The sequence below is a fragment of the Pacificimonas aurantium genome (assembly GCF_020092905.1).
Lineage (GTDB): Bacteria > Pseudomonadota > Alphaproteobacteria > Sphingomonadales > Sphingomonadaceae > Pacificimonas > Pacificimonas aurantium.
This window is the reverse complement of sequence record NZ_JAGSGB010000001.1, coordinates 1-12,808: the sequence shown is the minus strand read 5'-3', so window position 1 is coordinate 12,808 and position 12,808 is coordinate 1. Positions and strand designations below refer to the sequence as shown.

The 12,808-nt window shown below is 66.3% G+C and carries 17 protein-coding genes and 1 pseudogene; 14 read left to right on the top strand and 4 right to left on the bottom strand.

Annotated features, from left to right (window positions below; all coding sequences use genetic code 11):
• Window positions 1-16: 16 nt before the first annotated feature.
• Complete coding sequence (ubiA, locus tag KCN53_RS00085) at window positions 17-979, bottom strand: 4-hydroxybenzoate octaprenyltransferase (protein ID WP_088712016.1); 963 nt, start codon at window positions 977-979, stop codon at window positions 17-19.
• 29 nt (window positions 980-1,008) lie between these two features.
• Here ubiA and KCN53_RS00080 point away from each other — a divergent pair, with 29 nt between their 5' ends.
• Both KCN53_RS00080 and KCN53_RS00075 read left to right on the top strand, forming a co-directional pair.
• The gene (locus tag KCN53_RS00080) at window positions 1,009-1,770 is read left to right on the top strand and encodes a 16S rRNA (uracil(1498)-N(3))-methyltransferase (protein WP_088712017.1); all 762 of its coding nucleotides are present in this window, start codon (window positions 1,009-1,011) and stop codon (window positions 1,768-1,770) included.
• Window positions 1,771-1,802: 32 nt separating this feature from the next.
• On the top strand, window positions 1,803-3,173 hold the full coding sequence (locus KCN53_RS00075) for a glutamate--cysteine ligase (protein WP_088712018.1): 1,371 nt from the start codon (window positions 1,803-1,805) through the stop codon (window positions 3,171-3,173).
• Between the two features lie 28 nt (window positions 3,174-3,201).
• Here KCN53_RS00075 and KCN53_RS00070 read toward each other — a convergent pair whose 3' ends face one another.
• Window positions 3,202-3,765, bottom strand: coding sequence for a helix-turn-helix domain-containing protein (locus tag KCN53_RS00070; protein WP_088712019.1), 564 nt, complete (start codon window positions 3,763-3,765; stop codon window positions 3,202-3,204).
• Window positions 3,766-3,873: 108 nt separating this feature from the next.
• Here KCN53_RS00070 and KCN53_RS00065 point away from each other — a divergent pair, with 108 nt between their 5' ends.
• From KCN53_RS00065 to KCN53_RS00055, 3 genes are all read left to right on the top strand, one after another.
• Complete coding sequence (locus KCN53_RS00065; RefSeq protein ID WP_224199247.1) at window positions 3,874-4,560, top strand: DUF6456 domain-containing protein; 687 nt, start codon at window positions 3,874-3,876, stop codon at window positions 4,558-4,560.
• A 135-nt stretch (window positions 4,561-4,695) separates the two neighbouring features.
• The gene (locus KCN53_RS00060) at window positions 4,696-5,301 is read left to right on the top strand and encodes a hypothetical protein (protein WP_088712020.1); all 606 of its coding nucleotides are present in this window, start codon (window positions 4,696-4,698) and stop codon (window positions 5,299-5,301) included.
• Complete coding sequence (locus KCN53_RS00055; protein ID WP_088712021.1) at window positions 5,285-6,625, top strand: DNA-packaging protein; 1,341 nt, start codon at window positions 5,285-5,287, stop codon at window positions 6,623-6,625. Before KCN53_RS00060 ends, KCN53_RS00055 begins: the two co-directional genes overlap by 17 nt.
• Window positions 6,626-6,631: 6 nt before the next feature.
• On the opposite strand, the gene KCN53_RS00050 is transcribed toward KCN53_RS00055, so the two are convergent.
• Both KCN53_RS00050 and KCN53_RS00045 read right to left on the bottom strand, forming a co-directional pair.
• On the bottom strand, window positions 6,632-7,291 hold the full coding sequence (locus KCN53_RS00050) for a PEP-CTERM sorting domain-containing protein (RefSeq protein ID WP_088712022.1): 660 nt from the start codon (window positions 7,289-7,291) through the stop codon (window positions 6,632-6,634).
• Between the two features lie 152 nt (window positions 7,292-7,443).
• Window positions 7,444-8,046 (bottom strand): PEP-CTERM sorting domain-containing protein, encoded by a 603-nt coding sequence (locus KCN53_RS00045; protein ID WP_207790599.1) that lies wholly within the window; start codon window positions 8,044-8,046, stop codon window positions 7,444-7,446.
• A gap of 129 nt (window positions 8,047-8,175) precedes the next feature.
• Between KCN53_RS00045 and KCN53_RS16105 the strand changes: the two genes are divergently transcribed.
• The 9 genes and pseudogenes from KCN53_RS16105 to KCN53_RS00005 all read left to right on the top strand — a co-directional run.
• On the top strand, window positions 8,176-8,562 hold the full coding sequence (locus tag KCN53_RS16105; protein WP_317988398.1) for a phage portal protein: 387 nt from the start codon (window positions 8,176-8,178) through the stop codon (window positions 8,560-8,562).
• A gap of 17 nt (window positions 8,563-8,579) precedes the next feature.
• Window positions 8,580-8,942, top strand: a complete 363-nt coding sequence (locus KCN53_RS16100; RefSeq protein ID WP_317988397.1) for a phage portal protein — start codon at window positions 8,580-8,582, stop codon at window positions 8,940-8,942.
• On the top strand, window positions 8,939-9,250 hold the full coding sequence (locus tag KCN53_RS00035) for a DUF6127 family protein (RefSeq protein WP_172406203.1): 312 nt from the start codon (window positions 8,939-8,941) through the stop codon (window positions 9,248-9,250). The genes KCN53_RS16100 and KCN53_RS00035 overlap by 4 nt, the downstream gene beginning before the upstream one ends.
• 44 nt (window positions 9,251-9,294) lie before the next feature.
• Window positions 9,295-9,738 (top strand): HK97 family phage prohead protease, encoded by a 444-nt coding sequence (locus KCN53_RS00030; protein ID WP_088712024.1) that lies wholly within the window; start codon window positions 9,295-9,297, stop codon window positions 9,736-9,738.
• Complete coding sequence (locus tag KCN53_RS00025; protein WP_088712025.1) at window positions 9,735-10,094, top strand: DUF2460 domain-containing protein; 360 nt, start codon at window positions 9,735-9,737, stop codon at window positions 10,092-10,094. The genes KCN53_RS00030 and KCN53_RS00025 overlap by 4 nt, the downstream gene beginning before the upstream one ends.
• Window positions 10,095-10,211, top strand: a pseudogene (locus KCN53_RS16215) (hypothetical protein); the annotation flags it as partial.
• 29 nt (window positions 10,212-10,240) lie between these two features.
• Window positions 10,241-11,410: a GTA baseplate fiber-binding domain-containing protein gene (locus KCN53_RS00015; RefSeq protein WP_224199472.1), complete on the top strand. Its 1,170-nt coding sequence runs from the start codon at window positions 10,241-10,243 to the stop codon at window positions 11,408-11,410.
• 19 nt (window positions 11,411-11,429) lie between these two features.
• A complete protein-coding gene (locus KCN53_RS00010) occupies window positions 11,430-11,921 on the top strand; it encodes a DUF2793 domain-containing protein (protein ID WP_224199410.1) in 492 nt (163 codons plus the stop codon).
• Window positions 11,922-12,052: 131 nt separating this feature from the next.
• A partial coding sequence (locus KCN53_RS00005) for an outer membrane protein (protein WP_224199245.1) occupies window positions 12,053-12,808 on the top strand: 756 nt, incomplete at its 3' end.

Genomic DNA, 12,808 nt, shown 5'->3' with positions numbered 1-12,808 from the left:
AGTGCCGCGCGCTCGGTCAAAGCAGAGTGACGAGAAGTCCGGCGGCAAAGAGAAGTCCGGCAGCAGCATTGGAGCGGAAGATCGACAAGGCCGTGCGGCCTGCATCGCCGTCCGCATCGCCGATGGCGCGCAGCCGCCAGGCCTGCCAGCCGAGATGAAGCGCGAAGGGGAGGGCCGCCCAGGCCCTGTCTGCCTGTATCCAGCCGGCGGCGAGCGCCGCCAGTGCGGCGGAGGCGAGATAGAAGAGCACAACGCCGGTGCGCACATGAGTACCGAGGCGCCGGGCCGAGGACCGGATGCCGGCGAGGGCGTCATCCTCAAGATCCTGCACGGCGTAGATGGTGTCGTAGCCGAGCGTCCAGAAGAAGCCGGCTGCATAAAGGACGACCGCCTGGACCGGCAGCCCTTCTGCAATGGCGGCGGCGCCCACCAGCGCACCCCAGTTGAAGGTGAGGCCGAGCCACGCCTGCGGCCACCATGTGATCCGCTTCATGAACGGATAGGCGGCGACCAAAACGACCGATGCCAGAGCCACGAGCTGCGCCGGCAGGGGCAAGAAGACGAGGACGGCAAGGCCGATCAGGCAGAGAAATATCGTGAAGGTGAAGGCGGCGCCTACGGAAATGCGCCCGCTCGCCACCGGTCGGTCGCGCGTGCGGGCGACACGCGCATCGAGTTCCCGGTCGACAATGTCGTTCCAGGCGCAGCCCGCGCTGCGCATCACAAAGGCCCCGACGAGGAAGGCGAGCGCGAACCAGGCGGCGCGCTCACCGTTTCCCGGAATAAGGAACAGGCCCCAGGCACAGGGCCAGTAGAGGAGCCATGTGCCGATCGGGCGGTCGGCGCGGGCCAGACGTGCATAGGGCTGCGCGCCGGCGGGAAGCATGTCGACCCATGACCGCGCCACCGCGTCGGGCGTCCGGTCCGCCGCCCGAACGCCGGGGTCGCTGATTTCTTCGCTTCGGTCGGCGGCTGTCATTTGGACCGTTTAGGGGTAGGAGGCGTGGCATGAAACCATCCCAAAGCGTCGCACATAAAAGTTCGGGACGAACGCCCCGGCTGTTCGTGGACCGGGAGATTGCAGCGGGCCGCGCGGTCGAGCTGGGAGCCGACGCCGCGCGTTACCTGATCTCCGTCCTGCGCCTGTCGCAGGGAGACGATGTGCTGATTTTCGACGACTGCACGGGTGAATGGAAGGCGACCATCGCGGAAGCGGGAAAGCGCGCGGTGGTGCTGGTACCCGAAGAAACGACGCGCCCGCGCGAGGTGCCTGCGGACATCGAACTGGCGGCCGCACCGATCAAGCGGCAGCGCTTCGAATGGATGGCGGAGAAGGCGTGCGAACTGGGCGCTGCGCGGTTCACGCCGGTCGTGACGCAGAGGACCGACGTGCGCGGGGTCAAGGCCGACCGGCTGCGCATGCACATGATCGAAGCCGCCGAACAGTGCGAACGGACCGCGCTGCCCGCGCTGGGCGAGGAGCTGAAGCTGGGCGCGTTCCTGGACGAGTTTCCCGCCGGCCGCGCACTGATCTTCTGCGACGAGGAAGGGGGAGCGCCGGTGGCCGGAGCCCTGCCGCCCGCCCCGGCAACCATCCTGATCGGCCCCGAAGGCGGCTTCACGCCCGAAGAGCGCGAACGGATCGCGGGACATGCCGGGGCGGTGCGCGTCTCGCTGGGGCCCCGCATCCTGCGCGCGGACACGGCGGCGGTCGCCGCGCTGTCCCTGTGGCAAGCCCTGTGCGGCGACGCGCAAGAAAAAGCTGCATGACTTCCCCGCGCCGGGAAGGCTAAGCGGCGGCCATGTCGACACGCGAGGATAGCGAGGCGGCCGCTCCGCCCATCGAGAGCCGCGCCGATCTGCTGGCCGTTTTCGAAAAAGGCTGCAAGCCGAAGACCGCCTGGCGCATCGGAACCGAGCATGAGAAATTCGTCTATCGCTGCGACGACCATGCCGCCCCGCCCTATGAGGGCGAGCGCGGGATCGGCGCGCTGCTGGAGGGACTGACGCGGTTCGGCTGGACGGCGATCCCGGAACGGGGAAAAACGATCGCGCTGAAGGGCGATGACGGTAATGTCAGCCTGGAGCCGGCGGGGCAGTTCGAGCTGTCCGGTGCACCGCTCGAAACGCTGCACCAGACCTGCAGCGAGGCGCAGCGGCACCTGGCACAGGTGCGCGAGGTCGGTGACGAGCTGGGCCTGGGCTTCCTCGGCGTCGGCATGTGGCCCGACAAGACCCGCGAAGAGCTGCCGATCATGCCCAAGGCACGCTACGGCATCATGCGGAATTACATGCCGAAGGTCGGCTCGCTCGGCCTGGACATGATGCTGCGGACGGCGACGATCCAGACCAATCTGGACTATGCCTCCGAAGCCGACATGGTGAAGAAGTTCCGCGTGTCGCTGGCGCTGCAGCCGCTGGCGACGGCGCTGTTCGCGAGTTCGCCCTTCACCGAGGGCAAGCCGAACGGTTACCTGTCCTATCGCAGCCATATCTGGACCGACACCGACCCGGACCGGACGGGCATGCTGCCCTTCGTCTTCGAGGACGGTTTCGGCTTCGAGCGCTGGGCCGACTACATGCTGGACGTGCCGATGTATTTCGCGGTGCGCGGCGGCGAGTATCTCGACCTTGCCGGCCAATCGTTCCGCCGCTTCCTGGGCGGCGAGCTCGAGGCGCTGCCGGGAGAGCGGCCGACGGTCGAGGACTGGACCGATCACCTGTCGACCTCCTTTCCCGAGGTACGGCTGAAGAGCTTCCTGGAGATGCGCGGCGCGGATGGCGGCCCGTGGAGCCGCATCTGCGCGCTGCCCGCGCTGTGGGTGGGCCTGCTGTACGACGATACCGCCCTCGCGGCGGCGTGGGACCTGGTGAAGGACTGGTCGCTCGATGACATGGCGAGCCTGCGCGCCGAGGTGCCGAAGCTGGCGCTGAAGGCGGGCGTGCCGGGCGGCACCCTGCATGGGTTGGCGAAGGAGGTGCTGAGGATCGCCGAAGCCGGCCTGTCGGCGCGCGCGCGGCTGAACACGGCGGGCGACAATGAGGCGGGCTTCCTGGCGCCGCTGTTCGAAATCGTCGAAAGCGGCAAGACGCCGGCCGAGCGCATGCTGGACGCCTATCACGGACGTTGGAACGGCGACGTGACCAAGGTCTACGAGGAAGAAAGCTTCTAAAGCGCGGGCCTCAGAGCCCGGAGACAGTTCAGAGCGCGCGGATCAGCGTGCGCACGACGGCGATCCAGGGCACGTCGGTCAGGACGACCTGGCGTGCGCCGTGCTGTGGCGGCAGGATCGACAGCCGCTGGCCGAACATGTCGACGAGACGACCGAAGGCGAAGCGGCCGGCCGGGCGCGGCGCGAGGATGTCGCGATTGGCGGCGCTCATAAATTTTTCCGGCGGCAGCCGCTCGAGCCACAGCTCGTCGCGCGGGCGATATTCGCCGTGAGGATAGTCGACGAGGAGGCCCATCATGGTGCCGTGCGGATGAGGCGCGGCGAAGGTGCGCGGCTTCGCCAGCGGTTCGGCGCCCGCGGCCGTCAGCCGCGCGGCGACATCGAGTTCGGTCCGGTCCTCGAGCTGAACGAGATCCCCCGGCAGAACATCAAGTGCCGCGGCGATGCGGTTCAACCAATCGACGCTGACCGTGCGCGTGCCGGTTTCAAGCCTACCGATCGTCTGCGGCGTCGTCGGTGGTTCGCAGCGCTCGGCGACGTCCGCGAGGGTCAGGCCCTTGCCCTTCCGGATTTCGCGAATACGCGTGATCATTCCAAGCTCCTAACCTTTGTGGTTAAAAACTTTCCTACACCGAACCGCGTCTGGCAAGGTTTTTCGTATCGATCGACTCGGTGTGCGAATGGCGGACGGGAGAGCTGGATGACGAAAATCGGTGCAGCAGGAACGCGGGCGCTGGAAGACCTGGCGCGCGGGCGGCGCATGGTGTGCGACGGCCGAGGCTGGAGGATCGGCGCGCGCAGATATGCCGACAAGGTGCGGGCCGACCTGCACCGCGCGGACCTGATCGAGGCCGCTGGCGAGGCCTATCGGATCAGCGGCCCAGGCATGGCCTTCGTGCAGAGGCGGGCCTCGCCCGAGCTGCCGAACCGCCTGCCCGGGCGCACGGCCGACCAGGCGCGTACCAGAGCGGCGGCGGTGCAGGGTGCGAAGCTGGTGAACCGGGCCGAAAACCCGCTTGGCTGGCTGCACGCGCGCGGCAAGATCACCGGTCGCCAGTTCGAGGCGGGCGAGAAGTTGAGGGGCGACTTTCTGAAAGCCGGAGACGGGCCACGCATCAGCATGAGCTGGGACGCCGCGCCGCCGGAGCGCGGTAAGCGAGCCGCGCCCGATGGGCTGCTGCCCGGCGAGAGAGTGAGCGCGGCGAAACGGAGATCGGACGGAGCGCTGAACGCTGCGGGCCCGGGCCTGTCCGACATGTTGCGGCGGACCGTCTGCCATGGCGAGGGGATGGAGACGGCTGAGAAGGCCTTGGGATGGCCCGCACGGTCTGGCCGGGTCGTGCTGGGACTGGCGCTGGACCGCGTGGCGGATTTCTATCGCCTGTGAAAACCAGAATGGTAAAAAACGGTTGACGAGCGAACCGCTATTTGCTACAAGATATGCACAGTCGGAAATACCGGCTGGCGAGAGCGGGAAACAACGGGCGTCCTTCGGGGCGCCCGTTTTCGTTTGGGGGGCGCGATGGGGCAGGGTGACTATGCCGGGCGCGAGATCGTGACGCTGGACGGTGGTACCGGTGCGGGGAAGCTGACCCAGAAGCGAGCGCGGCGAAAGGATGGGTTCGGCAAGGCGAAGCAGGAGGCGTTCCTGCAGAAACTTTCGGAAACCGCGAATGTCCGGCTGGCATCCCATGAGGTCGATATCAATCCCTCCAGCGCCTACCGCCTGCGACGCCGCGATGCCGCGTTCAGCGATCAATGGGACGCCGCACTGAAAGAGGGGGTGCGGACGCTGGAAATGGAGTTGCTGCGGCGGTCGATCGAAGGCGATAGCGAGCCGGTCTACTATGGCGGCAAGCAGGTAGGCGAGCGAACCAGCTATCCCGACCGCGTGGCGCTGTACCTGATCGGGCGTCACGGCGGCGCATCGGAACGCGATGGCGCACCGCCCGCGGACAAGACCTCGCTTGAATATCTTCGCCATCGCCGGGACAAGGCCGCAGCGCTGCGCATTCGGCTGGCGGCGGAAATCGAAGCCGTGGAAGCGGCCGGCGAGGACCATTGCGCGGCGGCGCAGGAGGCTACGGTCTCGCCGACAAGAGGCGCGGCGGATGACGGCACGGGGTGATGCCAGCCTGCTGGCCCGCATCGCCCAACTGCCGGAACCCTACCGGCGTACGCTGCTGGAGCGTCTGGACGACGACGACATCGACATGCTGGCAACGGACTGGGAATTCCGTGCGCGGGCGGGCCAGACCTGGCCTGAACTCGTATCCGGCAAACGAGGTTCTACCTGGCTGATGCTGGCTGGTCGTGGTTATGGCAAGACGCGCGCAGGTGCCGAATGGGTTCGTACAATCGCAGAAACCGTTCCCGGTGCGCGCATTGCATTGATCGGCGCGACACTGGATGAAGCGAGGCGTGTTCTCGTGGAAGGGACCTCGGGTCTGCTGAATATCGGAGAGGAGTCGCTACGCCCGCGCTATTATCCGGCACGGCGCCTGTTGAAGTGGCCGGCCACCGGCGCGTGTGCGATCCTGTATTCCGGCGAAAGCCCCGACGGACTGCGCGGCCCGGAACATCACGCCGCCTGGGGTGACGAGCTTGCCAAGTGGCTACACCCGGACGACACGCTTGCCAATCTGCGCATGGGGCTGCGGCTGGGAAGGCACCCCCGCCTACTGCTGACCACGACGCCGCGCCCGATCCGGGCCATCAAGGAGTTGCTTTCCGATCCGGATGTGACCGTATCCCGCGGCGCCACCGGCGAAAATACGGCGCTGCCCTCCTCGTTCCGGCATGCAATGGCCCGGCGCTACGGCGGGACCCGTCTGGGGCGCCAGGAACTGGACGGGGAGTTGATCGAGGATCTGGAGGGGGCGCTGTGGAGCCGCCCGAAACTCGAGAGCCTGCGGATAAGCGCTGCGCCTGAGGACCTGAAAAGGGTCGTCGTAGCCGTCGATCCGCCAGCGGGGGGAACCGGCGCCGGCGCGGCTGAATGCGGTATCGTCGTTGCCGGCATCGACGATGCCGAATGCGCCTATGTCCTGGCAGACCGGTCTGTGGCCGGTCCGCCGCATGTGTGGGCGGCCCAGGTCGCCGCAGCCTATGACGCCTATGACGCGGACCGGGTGGTGGCGGAAATCAATCAGGGCGGGGACATGGTGGAAGCGACGCTGCGCGCCGCCGAGGCCGGGCTGCCGGTCCTGCGGGTGCGCGCGACCAGGGGAAAAGTAGCGCGGGCCGAGCCGGTGGCCGCCCTTTATGAGCGGGACCGGGTGCGTCATGTGGGCCCTCTTCCCGAGCTGGAAGACCAGCTATGCGGGCTGATCCTGGGGGGCGGTTACGAGGGGCCGGGGAGAAGCCCCGACCGGGCCGATGCCCTCGTTTGGGCGCTGACCGAACTGATGCTGGGGCCCGCCAAGGGCAGACCCCAGATCAGGAGCGTCTAGGCAGGTCTAGCGGGTGCATGCGGTCCGGCGGCGAAGCCCGAGCGCGAGAGCGCCGAGGCCCAGAAGCCCGAGCGCACCCGGCGCGGGAACCTGCTGCGGTGCTAGCGATACCTGAAGTGCATAGGGAGACTGCGGATCGCCGCCCTGGATGTTGAAGGGCGCATCAGAATAGTTCTTCACTTCGATATAATAGAGCCCCGACGTGGTGAAATCGTAGGTCAAGAAGCTGTCGAGGCTGGAAGCCGAACCGAGGGCGCCGTCGGAAATGTCGGAGTCGTCTGCGCTGGCGAGCAAGTTGCCCAAGCCGTCGTAGAGGTTGAGCCAGGAGTCGAAATAGCTGGTCGGAGCCATGGGTGGCCCGTCCTCTGAACCCTCGGACTCAATGGCCGCGTAATCGACGTCGAAAATGCCGCGACGAGGTGAGCTTACAAAGAAACTGAAGATATCGACGCCGCCATCTTCCGCGCTGGCGGTGATGGAAACGTAGGGAATGGTGGTGGAGTCCGCGATATCCTCGTTGAAGGCGAGCGAGAATTCAGCGTCGATAGACTCGGCCGTGAGGAAGCTGTCATTCCCTCCGCCGGTGATTTCAGCCTCTACATAAATTCCTGCTGCAGCAGGAAAAGACAGGAAGAACGGAACGGCAACCAGAACTTTCTTGAACATCGACGTTACCCCTATGGCGATGAGCCATAAGAGCAAGAAACGGGCCAGTCAGGTAAGCGATTGAAAACGCTGATGCTGCACAGGCTCGGGCAGACATCTGTGTAAATGGGAGCGACACTCCCCCTTTGGGTAGGGAGTGCCGCAACCCAAGCTTATCCCCGGCGACGGCGGAACCCGAGCGCGAGAGCGCCGAGGCCCAGAAGCCCGAGCGCACCCGGCGCGGGAACGGGCGTGGCCTCAACGAACGTGAAGGACAGAGTATCGAAGTTGATACCGTCGGTGCCGCTGTCGTTCGAAGGCTGATACAGCTCGATACTGCGAATTCCGGCCGCCGTTACGGTGAGGGTGCTGAAGCTGAAATCGTCGTTGACGGTGTTGGTGCTGACGAACACATCGAAGTCGATCAGATTATCATCGATATCGAATGCATCGATACGGGCATCGTTCGTGCCGACATCGAGCGCAACGACCGAGACGCTGTCCACGGCAAAGTCGAAATCGATTGTGATGGGCGTATTCTGCTTCGGAAGTCCGAAGGTACCCGCATTGCCGGTAATTGCCATCAGGCCGTCGGCGCCCGGCTGACCGGGACTGGCGTCGAATTCGGCGCCGCTGAAGACGACGCCCTGTCCGGCATAGAACGTACCGACGTCCTGGCCCTCGGTCCCGCCCTCAAAGTCGATGTCCACCGTGACCGCTGCGGCAGGCGCGGCCACGCAAAGTGCAAAAGCAGAAAAGATAATTCGTTCAAGCATTTCTAGCCCCCGGCTGTTTCTCCAGTCCGAGCAAGAACCATGCCGATAGCGTAAGTTACGGAAAAAAATAGACATATAGGTAGCGAGAGCGGTCAGTTGTAAACTGACCCGACACCGCAAGGAGGCTGCATGTTCAACTGGTTAAGCCGGAAATCTGCGCCACCGGCGACCGCGTCCCGACCGCGCTTTCCAGCCATGCTGCTGGGCATGGAGGATGCGGATCCGCCGCGCGGATATCATGCCCAGGCGAAGGCGGCCCTCGAACACAGCCCCGTCGCGAGCCGGTCGATCCGGCTGGTCGCCGAAGCGGCGGGCACGGTGCCCCTGACCATCGGGGGTCCCCCAGAGGTGCGTACGCTGCTGACCCGGCCGAACATCCGCATGGCCGGCAGCGCCTTTCTGGAAAAGATCGCCGCGCATCTGGTCCTAAACGGCAATGCCTATATCGAGGCGGTGACAGACGGGCGCGGCATGGCGACGGGGCCGGGCGCCCCCTGCTGCTGGAAGGTGGCCTGAGCTGGCAGCCCCTGTCGATGACGCCGGCAGACATGGACTTTGCCGAGGGACAGAAGCTTGCGGCGCGGGAGATCGCGCTCGCCTTTGGCGTGCCCCCGATGCTGCTGGGCCTGCCCGGCGACAACACCTACGCCAACTATGCCGAAGCCAACCGCGCCCTGTGGCGGCTGACGGTCCTGCCGCTGGTCACGCGAATGCTCGACGAACTGCGTAGCTGGCTGCGCTTCTGGTGGCCGGATGCGGAGTTGTCGGTCGATCTGGACAAGGTGCCCGCGCTGGCGGACGACCGGGCGGCGCTGTGGGACCGGGTGGCGGCGGCGGACTTCCTAGCGCCAGACGAAAAGCGGCGGCTGCTGGGCCTGGCGGAGGCGGACGCGTGACCAACGACATGATCCTGGCCGGGCTGATCGCACATGCGAACGCCAAGGGCTGCGATGTCGCAACCTTGCGCGCGCTGGTCGAGGAAGCCTCCGAGGCCGGGGCCGCACGGGCCCTGGACCGGGTCGGCCTGCACGATCACGGCGCGGGCAGGGATGTTGAGGAACTACGCGAGCTTCTGAGTGCGTGGCGGGCAGTGAAGCGGTCCGCCGGCAAGGCTGCGGTCGGCTGGGCCGTGCGCCTGATCCTTATCGGCCTGCTGATCGGGCTGATGTGGACGGTGGGGCTGCGCTCGCTGCTGAACGGCTGAGCCGGACCGGCCCTCGGGCCCCCTGACAAACGACGGAGATCCAGATGGACAGAGCTGCAGCCGCCGGCGGGCGGCTGGCGGGCTATGCCGCCATTTCCGACATACCCGACCGGGGCGGCGACATCGTTCGGCGCGGCGCCTTCGGCGCAGGCGCGGGGGCCGGTATTCCGCTGCTGTGGCAACACGGCGCGGACAGACCGGTGGGCCGCCTGCTGCGCGCCGAGGAGGACCGGCGCGGGCTGCGCATCCTCGCCCAGTTCGCAGCCGGCTCTCGCGGCGCGGCGGAAGCGGCGGCGCTGGTGCGCGGCGGCGCGCTGACGGGGCTGAGTTTCGGCTACCGGACGAGGAAAGCGAGGCGCGACCGCGTGCGCGGCCTGAGGGAGTTGCTGTCGGTGGAGCTGGTGGAAGTGTCGCTGGTGACCTTTCCCATGCAGCCGCTGGCACGCGTGGTGGGACTGTTCGAGGAAGAGGAGCGGGAAAACGCATGACCTATGAAATGAAGACGGACCTGAGCGCCGAGGAAACTGCCGCGTTCGGCAGTTGCACCGACTTCGCGCTTCTGAAGCGATATGGCGAGGGTGAGGATGCGGAAGTACGCCGGATCACGTACCCGGAGGCCGCCAGCGTTTCGGTCGCGGTGGGCGGTGCGGCCGTTGGCGGCTGGACGCTTGAGCCGGGCGGGATCGTTCGCTTCGACCAAGCCCCAGGTGCAGGCGTGGTGACCGCAGGTTTCCTGTTCGATGTGCCCGTCCGCTTTGCCGAAGATCATCTGGCGGCCTCGCTTGGCGGGTTCCGCTCGGGCCAGATCCCGGCCATTCCGCTCGTCGAAGTGCGAAGCGACTGAATGCGGCGACTGCCGGCGGCGCTGCACGAGCGCCTCGCCGCGCCGCTGAGCGGCACCATATTCCTCTGGCGCCTGCTGCGGCAGGACGGCGCGGCCTTCGGCTTCACCAGCCACGACCGGCCGGTGGTAAAGGGGTGGCCCAGGACGTGCTTCGCCGCAGTCACGCTCGCCGGATCGCGGCGTCCTGGCACCTCCCCATCGACCGGCTGGATTTGCTGCCCGGCGACCAAGTCGATGCCGAAGACGGATCGTCCTGGCAGGTGGAGGTCGCCGAGCTGGTCGGCAGTCTGCTGCAGGTCGAATTGAAGCGCAGGGCCGCGCGAGGTGCCGGTCCTGCCTCGGCGGACGGGGGCACCGCGCAGCTTCCCGTAGACCTGCCCCAAGGGGCGACGGACCTGCTCGCCTTCGAGCTGCCGGCCTTATCGCACGAGGATTCAAACGTACCCCTGGTTTATCTCGCGACCGGTGGTGAGAGCGATGGCTGGAGATATGCGCAGCTGTTGATGAGCCGGGATGGCGGAGCGACCTGGCAGCCGGCAGGCGCCAGCAGCCGACGCGCGCAGATCGGCGAGCTCACCGCGCCGCTGCCGAGCGGGGAGGCGAGCCTGTGGGACGAGGGCTCACGTCTCATCGTGGAACTTCTCGACCCGCGTCCGCTGCGTAGGCGCGCCCGAAGCGTCGTTCTGGACGGCGCAAACCTGGCGTTGGTGGGAGACGAACTGCTTCAGTTCCGGACCGTGCGCCAGCTTTCGGAACGCGGCTGGGAACTGAGCGGCCTGCTTCGCGGCAGACGCGGGACAGAAGGCGCAGCGCGGAGGACGAAGGAGGCCGGGGAACGGTTCGTTCTTCTGGAGGGCAATGCCCCTGCCGCTATTTCCCTGGCTCTCGAAGATGTCGGCCGTACGCTTCTGTTCAAGGCGGTCGGTCCCGCGGACGTGGCAGCCGACGTGCAGCCGGTAGGCCTGCAGGTCTCCGGACGGAGACTTCTCCCGCTTAGCCCGGTTCACCTGAGGGCATCGTTGGCCAGCGATCAGTCCGTGCATCTCTCGTGGGTCAGAAGAAGCCGCCGCGGTTACGCGTGGCTCGACCATGTCGAGGCACCTTTGGCCGAGGATTTCGAAGAATATGAGGTTTCTGCGCAGGGCGCGGGGGGGCATCGGACCTGGCGCACCGGTTCGACGACTTTCGTGCTCGCCGGTGAGGCGGCGGCGGCGCTGGCACCAGACGGACACCTTGTCCTGTCCGTACGGCAGCTGAGCTCGTCGGTCGGGCCGGGACCAGGGGCGAAGCTGACGCTGACTCTCGTAAACGACTAAGGAGAAACCATTGGCCGAGATGACCGGGCTGCTGTCCCTGCCGCTCCTGCAAAGCGCACAGGCGCAAAAAGAGGTAACCCATAACGAAGCGATCACGGGCCTGGAGCGATGGACCTTTCCCCGCGTTCAGAGTCGCAGTCTGACCGCCCCTCCGGCGGATCCGCCGGAGGGGGATGCCTGGATCGTGGCCGCGGAGGCCGGGGGCGACTGGGCGGGTCAGGACGGAACGGCGGCCGAATGGCGGCGAGGCGCTTGGACCTTTCTGAACCTGCCTGTCGGCAGCCTGCTCTGGGTCGCCGACGAAGGCCTTTACGTGCACCGCAGCCCCGACGGAAGCTGGACCGGCAACCTGCCGGTCCAGAGCGTCGAGGTCGGCGAAGCGGAGATGCTCGGCGCGGAGCGGCGCAACATCGCCGTCCCGACGGGCGGCGCGACGGTCGATCTGGAGGCGCGCCAGACCTTATCCGACCTGGTCGCCGCCTTGACGGACATGGGTCTGATAAACCCCTGAGCAGCATGCGCATGTGATGCTTTTTTGCAACAAGTGAGAGGTCATCCACGCTTGCTAAGGAAAAAAAGCAGCCTTACACCGTTGAGCGCGTATTCCGATCGGAATGTGTTCAATGATGAAAGGGGAATTTCATGCGTAGTCTGGTCCTTGCGACCGCCCTCGCGGGTACCGCACTGGCGAGTCCGGCTGCTGCGCTCGACGATGCGTGGTACGTCGAGCTCGACTTCGGCACTCTGCTGTCCGAAGATGGAACCTTCGATGTAACCGACGAGACAACTGGCGATGTCGGTTCGATCGAATTCGACTACAATGCAGGCTTCGATGCCGGCGGAATCGTCGGGTACGACTTCGGCCCGTTCCGCAGCGAGTTCGAGCTTGGTTACAAGAAGTTCGATACCGACAGGTTCATTTCGACGACGTCGGGCGCTGCCGATATCACGACGCTCGGAAATTCGACCGTGACGGCGACCGATCCGGACGTTGATGCGTCCATTCTGAGCTTCATGCTCAACGGTCTGATCGACTTCACCGATGACGACGCCACCATTGGCGCGTTCGCCGGCGGTGGTGTCGGTGTGTCGCGCTTCGAATTCGACGAAGGCGTCGTGTCCGTGAACACGTTCCCGTACACCTTCGTAGACGACAGCGACACCGGCTTTGCCTGGCAGCTGCTGGCGGGTCTGCGCTATGCGATGAGCGACAGCGTCGACCTTGGCGTGAAGTACAAGTACTTCAATCAGACCGACCTGAACTTCGTCGGTGAAAACGGCGACACGATGGACGGCCGCTACTCCAGCCATTCGCTGCTCGCGACGCTGGCGTTCAATTTCGGTGCCGAGGCTGCTCCGCCTCCGCCGCCGCCTCCCCCGCCGCCGCCGCCTCCCCCG

What these genes read in the sequence shown, in the direction of transcription:
- ubiA (WP_088712016.1), bottom strand. Translation starts at nt 979, where the DNA reads ATGACAGCCGCCGACCGAAGCGAAGAAATCAGCGACCCCGGCGTTCGG.
- KCN53_RS00080 (WP_088712017.1), top strand. Translation starts at nt 1,009, where the DNA reads ATGAAACCATCCCAAAGCGTCGCACATAAAAGTTCGGGACGAACGCCC.
- KCN53_RS00075 (WP_088712018.1), top strand. Translation starts at nt 1,803, where the DNA reads ATGTCGACACGCGAGGATAGCGAGGCGGCCGCTCCGCCCATCGAGAGC.
- KCN53_RS00070 (WP_088712019.1), bottom strand. Translation starts at nt 3,765, where the DNA reads ATGATCACGCGTATTCGCGAAATCCGGAAGGGCAAGGGCCTGACCCTC.
- KCN53_RS00065 (WP_224199247.1), top strand. Translation starts at nt 3,874, where the DNA reads ATGACGAAAATCGGTGCAGCAGGAACGCGGGCGCTGGAAGACCTGGCG.
- KCN53_RS00060 (WP_088712020.1), top strand. Translation starts at nt 4,696, where the DNA reads ATGGGGCAGGGTGACTATGCCGGGCGCGAGATCGTGACGCTGGACGGT.
- KCN53_RS00055 (WP_088712021.1), top strand. Translation starts at nt 5,285, where the DNA reads ATGACGGCACGGGGTGATGCCAGCCTGCTGGCCCGCATCGCCCAACTG.
- KCN53_RS00050 (WP_088712022.1), bottom strand. Translation starts at nt 7,291, where the DNA reads ATGTTCAAGAAAGTTCTGGTTGCCGTTCCGTTCTTCCTGTCTTTTCCT.
- KCN53_RS00045 (WP_207790599.1), bottom strand. Translation starts at nt 8,046, where the DNA reads ATGCTTGAACGAATTATCTTTTCTGCTTTTGCACTTTGCGTGGCCGCG.
- KCN53_RS16105 (WP_317988398.1), top strand. Translation starts at nt 8,176, where the DNA reads ATGTTCAACTGGTTAAGCCGGAAATCTGCGCCACCGGCGACCGCGTCC.
- KCN53_RS16100 (WP_317988397.1), top strand. Translation starts at nt 8,580, where the DNA reads ATGACGCCGGCAGACATGGACTTTGCCGAGGGACAGAAGCTTGCGGCG.
- KCN53_RS00030 (WP_088712024.1), top strand. Translation starts at nt 9,295, where the DNA reads ATGGACAGAGCTGCAGCCGCCGGCGGGCGGCTGGCGGGCTATGCCGCC.
- KCN53_RS00025 (WP_088712025.1), top strand. Translation starts at nt 9,735, where the DNA reads ATGACCTATGAAATGAAGACGGACCTGAGCGCCGAGGAAACTGCCGCG.
- KCN53_RS00010 (WP_224199410.1), top strand. Translation starts at nt 11,430, where the DNA reads ATGACCGGGCTGCTGTCCCTGCCGCTCCTGCAAAGCGCACAGGCGCAA.